At 51.0% G+C, this 8,971-nt stretch carries 10 protein-coding genes; 2 read left to right on the top strand and 8 right to left on the bottom strand.

What is annotated here, in order from left to right; all coding sequences use genetic code 11:
• Positions 1–82 precede the first annotated feature (82 nt).
• Complete coding sequence (locus IQ260_RS22535) at positions 83–2,035, bottom strand: FAD-dependent oxidoreductase (protein WP_193995334.1); 1,953 nt, start codon at positions 2,033–2,035, stop codon at positions 83–85.
• Positions 2,036–2,182: 147 nt separating this feature from the next.
• Here IQ260_RS22535 and IQ260_RS22530 point away from each other — a divergent pair, with 147 nt between their 5' ends.
• Positions 2,183–2,959 (top strand): ABC transporter permease, encoded by a 777-nt coding sequence (locus IQ260_RS22530; RefSeq protein WP_228016353.1) that lies wholly within the window; start codon positions 2,183–2,185, stop codon positions 2,957–2,959.
• Here IQ260_RS22530 and IQ260_RS22525 read toward each other — a convergent pair.
• The 5 genes from IQ260_RS22525 to IQ260_RS22505 form a co-directional block, all read right to left on the bottom strand.
• The gene (locus IQ260_RS22525; protein ID WP_228016352.1) at positions 2,898–4,193 is read right to left on the bottom strand and encodes a hypothetical protein; all 1,296 of its coding nucleotides are present in this window, start codon (positions 4,191–4,193) and stop codon (positions 2,898–2,900) included. The two genes, IQ260_RS22530 and IQ260_RS22525, sit on opposite strands and share 62 nt — an antisense overlap.
• A 102-nt stretch (positions 4,194–4,295) precedes the next feature.
• Complete coding sequence (locus IQ260_RS22520) at positions 4,296–4,706, bottom strand: Nif11 family protein (protein ID WP_193995333.1); 411 nt, start codon at positions 4,704–4,706, stop codon at positions 4,296–4,298.
• 47 nt (positions 4,707–4,753) lie between these two features.
• Positions 4,754–5,641, bottom strand: a complete 888-nt coding sequence (locus IQ260_RS22515; protein ID WP_193995332.1) for a nucleoside monophosphate kinase — start codon at positions 5,639–5,641, stop codon at positions 4,754–4,756.
• A 292-nt stretch (positions 5,642–5,933) separates the two neighbouring features.
• Positions 5,934–6,185 (bottom strand): hypothetical protein, encoded by a 252-nt coding sequence (locus IQ260_RS22510; RefSeq protein WP_193995331.1) that lies wholly within the window; start codon positions 6,183–6,185, stop codon positions 5,934–5,936.
• A gap of 240 nt (positions 6,186–6,425) precedes the next feature.
• Positions 6,426–6,608, bottom strand: coding sequence for a CsbD family protein (locus IQ260_RS22505; RefSeq protein ID WP_193995330.1), 183 nt, complete (start codon positions 6,606–6,608; stop codon positions 6,426–6,428).
• Positions 6,609–7,011: 403 nt separating this feature from the next.
• Between IQ260_RS22505 and IQ260_RS22500 the strand changes: the two genes are divergently transcribed.
• Entirely contained in the window at positions 7,012–8,193 is a 1,182-nt protein-coding gene (locus IQ260_RS22500; protein WP_193995329.1) for a TIGR00341 family protein, read from the top strand.
• A gap of 62 nt (positions 8,194–8,255) precedes the next feature.
• Here IQ260_RS22500 and IQ260_RS22495 read toward each other — a convergent pair whose 3' ends face one another.
• Complete coding sequence (locus IQ260_RS22495; protein WP_193995328.1) at positions 8,256–8,507, bottom strand: hypothetical protein; 252 nt, start codon at positions 8,505–8,507, stop codon at positions 8,256–8,258.
• Positions 8,508–8,630: 123 nt separating this feature from the next.
• Positions 8,631–8,971, bottom strand: a 341-nt coding sequence (locus tag IQ260_RS22490) for an SDR family oxidoreductase (protein WP_193995327.1), incomplete at its 5' end; no start/stop codon positions are given.

Here is an 8,971-nt window from a genome sequence, read left to right as displayed (position 1 = left end):
TTGACGGTAATTACACGCACGGCTACTATCGTACTTTCCAAAGTCCATGCGATGTTGCAGACCAGATTTTAGATTGGCACAGCTACACCTTGAACACGCCTTCAGGATTGACTGACATTAGCGGACGGCGGGCGCTGCCCTCACGGTGCAAAATTTCATTGGCGGCCAATAGTCCGCTGCTAATGGCCCGTTCCATCAGGCCACAGGGAAAGGGCATTTTTACCCAGTCCCCAGCAAACATGAGATTGGAGACAGCGGTGGCACTACTGGGGCGGTTGGGATAGCTACCCGGTGGGAATCCGGCAAAGTTCTTTTGGTTGACCAGTTCCTGGTGCAGGATATTAGCGCCTTCCAGCTCTGGAACAATCTCGTACAGTTCTTTTTTGAAGGTGTCTAGAAGGACCTGCTGGGTGGGGAACTGTTTTTCTTTATAACAGTAAGCATGCAGCTCTACGACACTACCACCGGTCTCGGCGGCCCATTTAATATAGTCTCCTTGCACTTTGTGGTAGAGGGTGATGCTGTCGGTGAGGTCGTATCCTGACAGAGAGGTAAACCAGCTGTGCTCCCAGTCAAAGTCACGGTCAAGCCAGAAGCGTCCGACGGCAAAGGGATCAGCCACCTGTAGCTGATTGACCTGGGCCAAAATGGTGGGGTTTGGGGTACCTTGGGAGAGGGCAAAAAGATTTTTGATGCCGGGAATGTCGGCAGCAAAAACAAAATAGTCAGCGTCTAGATTGCCGACCAGATCATCGGTATTTTTGACTGGATTAGCGGCGATGAGCTGGATGCGATCGCGTTCTCGCTGGAGCACCTTAAACTGGGCCAAATTATCCTGGGCAGGACCGCTGACCACGGTGCCCTGAGCGTCGTAGGCAGCGCCGTGGCAGGGACAGACAAAGCCGTTGGCAGCGATTTCTTTATTTACGCTACAGCCCTGGTGGGTACAGGTGAGGGAGATGGCCCGGTCGCCATTGGCCTCGACCACATACAGACGGTCACCCGCGCCGTAATAGTCGGTGGTGTCGGTGCTGAGTAGGGGGTTGCGATCGCACCAAAACGGTACCGGATTAGCCGCAATTGTCCCTTTTTGATAATCAACGCTGGCAATTTTGTCCTCACCCCAATTAACCTGGCTAACGGTCACCCCGGTGAGAATACGACCGCCGTTGGCCTCTATGGCCTGGCTCAGCGGATCTACCAAACAGCGTCCCATATCTTCACAGGTGCCGTTAAACGCCAGCCCCTCTGGATTGCCAAAAAAGTAAAAATGGAAAAACTGCATCAGCTCCCCAGCACTGAGCACATCCGGCGCATTCAGGCTGGATTTAGCAAAGGGTAAAAAGTACAGGTCATACAGCCCCTGGGGAAACTGCCCCTGGCCCCATTCATCCACTGAGAGATGGTCCAGCCGCTCATAGGTTTGGGGCATGCGGAAACTGGTAATCTCTCGAAACACTTCCAAATGCTTGAGATTAGTTAGATTAATCCCCCAGCGCAGGCGATTGTCTGACGACACGGCTAGATCCACAATATTCCAGGGAAATGCGGCGTTACTGGGGTAAAAGGCCTCAGGCTTATAGCCGTTTTTGTAGAGAACAGCGTAGAAATTTAGGGACTGAAAATTATCCTGGACCTGCAGCTCGTCCACCAGGCTAAACAGGTTGTAATACTGGGGGAAAAAGCCATGGAAACCATGTTCCATCCGCAGCTCGTGTTCTCCCACCTGGATCGGCCAGCTAGCAATTTTGCCTCCTAGCTGAGGTGAACGCTCCAGCAGGGTAACCTTTACACCGCGCTTGCTGAGTTCATAGGCTGCCGCCAACCCGGCTAAACCACCGCCGACAACAACAGCCGTAGTGGGTCGTCCCACCGTTTGGGGTAGATCAAGCGGGTCAACTTGGTGCAGCGTGGGCTGGGGTTTGCTAAAGCGGGTGTAGCCTAAGGTGCCGCCAACGGCTCCGACTCCTAATAGTTTGAGTGCGCTCCGGCGTGAAATATCGGGGTTCTGCCAGGTTTGAGGGAATGGGTTCATTAAGGAATGGAAAGATATCGGTGAGCGCTTGTGGGGGGCGTTATGAGGAGATATTTACCTGATTAAAGGTAATTGAGATTCATTCACCTTTCAAGGAAAATACTTAAATTAGATTTTTACTGTCAACCAGGCAGCGCGAAAATACCCATGATGCACCCAATCGCTCAATATTGGCAGGAAATCATCGCTGTGGCCCAGAGAATCTTGCTAGAGCTGGTTCGACGACGGCGCAGCCTGATTTTCTGGGCGATTTTCCCCACATTGCTCCTATTTCTCAACGGGGCAATCACGGCGGAACGAGCCCAGCTGGAGCTGGCCGATGCCCTAGAGGTGGTGGCTCCGCCTACGCTGGTGGGGGCAGCGCTGTTTTTTAGCTGTTTGGGAGGGAGTGTTGCCACCGTGGTAGCAGAGCGAGAGCAAAATACGCTCAAGCGGCTGTTTCTGTCGCCGCTGCGGGGGGTGTCTTATTTTCTAGGTATTGTGGTGGCCCACAGTGCCATTGGAGTGGGGCAGGCGTTGTTAGTGTTTGCGATCGCACTGACCTTGGGGGCCACATTCCCCGGCTCCTGGCCCCTGGCCACCGCGATCATTTTGCTCAGCATCCTGGCCTATGTGGGGGTGGGCTTTATCCTCGGCACCCAGTTTGCCCGCCGTACCGAAGACGTCAATGCGCTGGTGGCTGCATTTGGGGTGCCGCTGCTGATCCTGGGCGGGGCCTTTATGCCCACCTCTATTTTTCCAGAGTCTCTGCTGCAGCTGGCCCGGTTTAATCCCATTTTTCACATGACCGAGGCGCTCACCCTGACCATGGCTGGTGAACCAGCGGGCGAGCATGTGGGCTTTCTGGGGGTGTTTTCTCTGATCATGGTGGTGGCGGGCTGGCTGTCCTACCGGCGGATGGTGCAGTTAGAACGTCAGCTTTAGTTTGCACGAGCTTCTCTAATATCTGCGGGTGGCGGGCTAGCTGTTGCCCCAGGGCGGCGGCCCCGACCTGGTTTAGATGGCTGGGGTCAGCAAAAAAGGCATTTTGGCTGCGCCACTGCAGCAGCAGATCAATGACGGTAAAGCCCAAGCGCTGACTTTGGGTTTGTAAAAACTGTTGAAACTGCTGATCGAGGGGTAGGCGATAGTCATCCAGGTAGTCCCCACTGAGGGGGAGATTGACGTACACCAGGTCGATATTGCGGCTTTGCAGATAGCTCACTAGCGATGCCAGCGACCCTAGCTGCAGCCCCGTCAGCCCAAACGGGCTATAAAACGCATCGTAGCGGCCGCTTACCCGAGGATAGGTTTGATAAAAAACCGCCGGGTCAAACACGGCTGGTACCGGTAAGAACCCACGGGCATTGATATCACTGGGCTGTCTGGGGATCGGTGCCGGGTCCGTAAAACCAGGCTGCTCGCCCGCTAGGGCCGTCTGGTACCCTGGCGAACTCAGAATGCGCTCAAAGGTGGCATCGATGCGACGACTGTTGAAGGCCCGTGACCCATCGCCCCAAATGACCGGCCTGGGCAGCTGCTCCGGCGTCAGCAAACGCTGCAGCATAAAGTTCATCACCTGAGCCGTGGCACCGTTGATACTCAAGTTGTACACCCGGACAGGATATCCCTGCTGGTTTAACGTGGCTTCCAACGGCTGGGGATCTAGCCCCTGGAGCGAGCGGGAACTGCCCACAATCAAAATATCCGGGGGGCCAAAGGTGGCCAGGTAGCTCAGGTACAGCCTTAATTGTTCATCTAGAATGCCGCTGCCTAGACTGGGAAACACGTCGGGCCAGCTCAGACGATTGGCTTGCTGCTGGGCAAAGGCTAGGTTTTCGATATACTCTCGCTGGACGCGTTGAGCCCAGAACCGTTCGGGACTGGAAACAGGGATAGCTTGTAGGGATGCGATCGCATAGGTCCAAGCCTCAACCACCTGGTCCCACTGCTCGACAGATTGGGCCGTTTGAGCCAGACCGGCGGCCTGCTCTGCCTGCTCAAATCCGGACTGTAGAGCCATCGCCACCTGCCGATTGCCCCAAAAGTTAACCTTGGCTGCCCAGGCTGCATCGGGACCGTGGGCACCGCCACGGATGAGCCAAACGGCTAGCGACATTAGCATCGCCACACCAAATAGCACTGCCGTCATCCAGTGCCGTTTAAATAAAACTCTCATGATCTCAACTCGCCCTGGGGGAACCACCAGCGATATACAACCATAGCGCGACAGCAGCCAACCTTTGATTGAATAATTCCTAATCTTGGATTGTAGACAAAGTTAATCTAATAATCCCAGTCCCTTAAACCAAATCTTTTCAAAGCTAAAACCTTCAACCTTAGCCGCAGCATCTGCAGCAGCTTTTAACTCTCTCTCTGACAGCTGAAAACCATGGGTTTTAGCTAAAAGAACAACATCTTGGGGAGTATGACAGGTCTCAATAGCCTTGTTTATCGTCTTATTTTCGTGGGCTTCAACAAAAAAAGGACGCACCGTCAAATCAAGGGAGGCTAACCAAGTTTGATACGCCTGCTGAGCCAGCACGATCAGCTCTGGCCCCGTCAGAGTGCAATCCCACGCTTGCAACAACGCTAGCATCTGGGGAACTGATTCGACCTCACCAATCTTTTGTTGAAGTTCAGGAGACTGGGCAAATTTTTGATTGAAGTCTTGGATAGCAGGAGAAGACATGGTAGTAAGGCTAAAATGTGGGATGTTTATGGAGTACCGCAACCGTCTTACTCTAAAAAGCGTGTTAGCGCAGCATTGTAAGCCTGATAAGGTTTTACCCCGGTCAGTGTCTCAATTAGTTCACCATCTTTAAAGAACATAACTGCTGGCATCCCCTTCAAGCCAAATCGCTTAGGCACCTGTTTATTCGCATCAAAGTCTATTTTCATCACATTGACCCGCTCGCTATAGGCCTCCGCCAGCTGATCGATGAGCGGCGTCACCAGCTTACAAGAACCGCACCAGGAGGCCATACAGTCCACCACCAGCAGCGATTCTTTTTCTATGAGAAAATCCAGCTCTGACTCATTTCTGATAAAGCGCGCCGCGCCCGTTTCTTCCTCAAATAGTTCAGCCAATGCCTGGGTCACCTCAGCCCCCGAGCGGCTAGCATTAATGATTGTTAGCTGCTGCTGCTGTCGATAATACTCGAGTAAAGGGGCCGTCTCTTCCTTATGACGGTTCAAGCGACTGCGAATAGCCGGAATGGGCTCATGCCCTCCTGCAGCGGTCAGCCGATCGATCAGCAACCCTGTCATCATCTTCAGATAAGCGACAGCAGCAGCAGGCTGTCCCACCGTTGACAATAGCTGGTTTAATCCCTCTGCCTGGGCTAATGTCCGGGGGAATCCATCTAAAATCCAGCCCTTTAGCATCACATCTGGCTGCTCAAATCGCTTGCGGAGCAGCTTCATCACTAAAGCATCTGGCACCAGCTCGCCAGCTTCCACATACGGGCGCGCCTCAAGACCAACGGCAGATTCTTTGGCAATGGCTTCACGGACAAGCTGCCCCATGGATACATGGGGAATATGCCAGCGTTGGGAAAGTGCGATCGCATGCTCTCGAACGTCCGCGCCAGGAGGCCCTAGAAGGATAAGCTGCTTAAATTCCATGGAATAAATCCTTATAAACCATAACGTTAGCCGCCTACGGAGAGGCATTCTGCATCAATGGCTTTCGCCCATAGCTCACCAGTATGTTTCACACCTCCGCCATGTCTTCGTTTTTATGCAAATTCTTTTAGATTTGCAGAACTATGAATCGCCGCTGGGGCCATCAAGTACTGAAAAGCTGAGGGACTATGCCAGTACGGCACAATCCCTCAGCTTTGTAATGATTTAAATCTAGGTACGCCCGATCAAGTCAAAAACTTACAGAATGACAAGTTGACGCATCCAGTTAAAACTATTTTGCGTCAGCAGACTCAGACGGGCGTAAATCGCCAGGAGTCTCAACGTACATCTCAGGCTCAACGGGGTAGTTGTTGATCAGGCCTTCGCTACTAACAGTGTATCCCCCAGTAGTGTCGATACTTTCGTCTGTGGGAGAATCAGGAGTTTCCTTATAAGCATCGCCCTCACGCTCTTTACGAGCAGCAGTTTCAGAAGGGACAATTGCTCGGTCAAAAGTATCAGAAGCGGCGTTATGGGGATCCATAATAAAAAATTCCTTTTTGTCTAACAGTGTTGGCTGAACAACATTTGCTTGCCAACATCTAAATAGTCTCAGATATCTAGAAAGTATTCATCTTCCCCGAGCCAGAGACTGGTCTCTATCAATGGACATAGAGCCATACACCCTTGTCATGAATAGAATTTACATCGATAAAAAACAATAAAAAAGGACTGCGGAAGCAGCCCTTAGTCGGAGAGTGAAATGCAAAATCACACCGCTTTACTAGTCTATTGCTTTTTTGATGTTGTCCTTGATGTCCTCTTTTGCATGCTCAGCTGAAGACTCAACCTGCTTCGCTTTACCTTCCATCTCGGTCTGCTTGTCGCCTGTGAGATCGCCTACGGCCTCTTGTACTTTACCTTCGACGTTTTTAGCACTAGCCTTTGCTCTATCTTCGATACCCATAACAAAAGTCTCCATTTGTTTGTGTTTGGACATTCACAATGTAGCAAAGCGATTTTGTTGCCTCATCTACCATTAGAAAGAGACTTATTGCCAATAGAGAGATGCAAAAAACAAGTGATTTTCTAAAAGCTATTTCTATCTTCCGATAGATAGTTTAATTTTGCAAAAACACTATCCTAAGGTGCTGTTTTCAAGTCAAAGACGAATATAAATCTGCTTTTCTTGGCATACTGACCTACGTAAGCGCCCCCTGAGCGCAGTCGAAGGGGACACTGGTTGAGATAGTTGGCTTCGACTGCGCTCAGCCAACTGTATTCGACTGCGCTCAGCCAACTGTATTGGTAAGACGGTTACTTGATCTACTATATTTCTTGATTTATGAACAGCTCTATTCTTAAGAACGATGTCAAATAAAAGGCCGTCTGATGTAAAAACACCTAAAGGCAGTACCTTTAAGCGTCGTTCTCCTTTAGCTCTGTTGCGATACTATGCGCCACCGTTTGTTTATACACCAGCAATACGAGCCTATCGTCAGTTGTCGGCAATTTGGAATATTAACAGTGGCGACTGGCATTGGTTGGAGGGTAAGCCCGTATCTTTAAAGGCGCTTAATCGTGATTTGTGGCGCAGTGCCGAGCCATCAAGCAACTATATTACACTGCTTTTTCTGTCTGGGGTAATCTCAACCATGGGGTTACTGGCGGGCAGTACGGCCACTATTATTGGTGCGATGATCGTAGCCCCTCTGATGGGTCCCATTACGTGTATTGCATTTTCGTTATCGGTGGGGAACCGACGTTTACTTAAACGCTCAGGGATGTCTTTGTTGCTCGGTTGTTTACTAACGGTTCTGACAGCCTATTTATTTGCGTCTACGTTTGATCTGAACAATTTAAATCCAGAGATTACATCCCGGATTCGACCTACTTTAATTGATCTGGTTATTGCTTTGGCAGCTGGGGCGGCGGGTGCCTTTGCTAAAACCCGTCGGGGGGTGGCGGACGCTCTTCCGGGGGTTGCGATCGCAGTAGCCCTCGTCCCTCCCCTCAGCGTTATTGGTATCGGTCTCGCCCTACCGTCCGACACCGTCACATTTGGTTCAACTATTCTATTTTTAACTAACCTGGTCGGTATTATTTTTAGCGGCGTGCTGGTATTTGTCTGGCAAGAATATGGGTCTTTGACTCGAGCCAAGGGGGGGCTGGTCGTTGCGGCCTTTACCTTGACTGGGCTAGCCATTCCCCTCGGATTCTCCCTCAGGGAACTGGTGATCGAAGCAAAAACCCGCAGTTTGGTGAGCAATCTCATTCGACGACGGACAGTTACCTTTAGCCAGACTGATATCCGACGGCTTCAAGTGGATGCTGAGGATGGAAATCTCCGTATATCTTTGGAAGTGGCTGCCCCCATGCAGTCCATTACTGACAACCAAATAGACTTAGTTCACTCTTTTCTAGAAGCTCAGCTAGAGCGACCCATTGGTTTAGATGTCAGGATTATCCCGGTGGAGTTTTATCAAATAAATCCTGCAGAACCCCAGGAGCAGCCTGATAACATCAGTCCGACCAAGCTTGAGGAACACTAAGACGTATGACGTTGGCGAACAGTGCAATCTCAAATGTCACTCTGCCGATAACCATCCCATCTCTAACCATCACGCTGTCCGGGGTACTGCAGCCCTGCGGATAGATCGTCGTCGAGGGCTAGCTGTTTGGGCGACTTACGACTACTGAGCAACAACTCCATTAGCACCCCCAGCCCTGCCGCTGACAATAACGATGTCTCAGCACTCCAGTCAAAAGACAACAGCAGTGTCGTACTGCCTAAAACCGTCAAAAGAATATAGCGACTGTAGCTGTGTACCAGCCTTCTGAGAAAAGTATCCTTAATGTAAGCCACAATATAGTCCCTTTTTGAAAGAAAGATTTAAAACTGCTAGAACCTAAGAGAGTTTAAGCTGACACGTCCTGAAAAAATGTGACCATTCTAACAAGGATGTTCGACCCGTGAGTCCCTCACCTTCTAAGTCCACTGATTTTGAAATGATGGATAAAGGGTTAACCCCCCATCGATAAAAAGAGTTTGTCCGGTAATATAGGACGCGTCGTCGGAGGCCAAAAACGCAGTGACTGCAGCCATTTCCTCCGGAGTCCCTGCCCGTCCCATGGGAATGTGCTTTTCCACTTCGGCCTTTGCGTCTGGGTCATCAGCCCAGTCATTGATCGGTGTTGCCGTTGCACCAGGGCCAATGGCATTAACACGGATGCCATGCTTAGCATATTCTAAAGCCAGGGTGCGGGTCATGTTTTCCATGCCCCCTTTGCTAATACTGTAGCCAACGTACTGGGGGCGAGGAATAATCT

It is taken from the genome of Leptolyngbya cf. ectocarpi LEGE 11479 (assembly GCF_015207065.1).
Taxonomy (GTDB): Bacteria; Cyanobacteriota; Cyanobacteriia; order Phormidesmidales; family Phormidesmidaceae; genus Leptothoe; species Leptothoe ectocarpi.
The sequence above is the reverse complement of the archived record's forward strand: the minus strand, read 5'-3'. Positions and strand labels throughout refer to the sequence as shown.

What these genes read in the sequence shown, in the direction of transcription:
- IQ260_RS22535 (WP_193995334.1), bottom strand. Translation starts at nt 2,035, where the DNA reads ATGAACCCATTCCCTCAAACCTGGCAGAACCCCGATATTTCACGCCGG.
- IQ260_RS22500 (WP_193995329.1), top strand. Translation starts at nt 7,012, where the DNA reads ATGTCAAATAAAAGGCCGTCTGATGTAAAAACACCTAAAGGCAGTACC.
- IQ260_RS22525 (WP_228016352.1), bottom strand. Translation starts at nt 4,193, where the DNA reads ATGAGAGTTTTATTTAAACGGCACTGGATGACGGCAGTGCTATTTGGT.
- IQ260_RS22505 (WP_193995330.1), bottom strand. Translation starts at nt 6,608, where the DNA reads ATGGGTATCGAAGATAGAGCAAAGGCTAGTGCTAAAAACGTCGAAGGT.
- IQ260_RS22520 (WP_193995333.1), bottom strand. Translation starts at nt 4,706, where the DNA reads ATGTCTTCTCCTGCTATCCAAGACTTCAATCAAAAATTTGCCCAGTCT.
- IQ260_RS22530 (WP_228016353.1), top strand. Translation starts at nt 2,183, where the DNA reads ATGATGCACCCAATCGCTCAATATTGGCAGGAAATCATCGCTGTGGCC.
- IQ260_RS22510 (WP_193995331.1), bottom strand. Translation starts at nt 6,185, where the DNA reads ATGGATCCCCATAACGCCGCTTCTGATACTTTTGACCGAGCAATTGTC.
- IQ260_RS22515 (WP_193995332.1), bottom strand. Translation starts at nt 5,641, where the DNA reads ATGGAATTTAAGCAGCTTATCCTTCTAGGGCCTCCTGGCGCGGACGTT.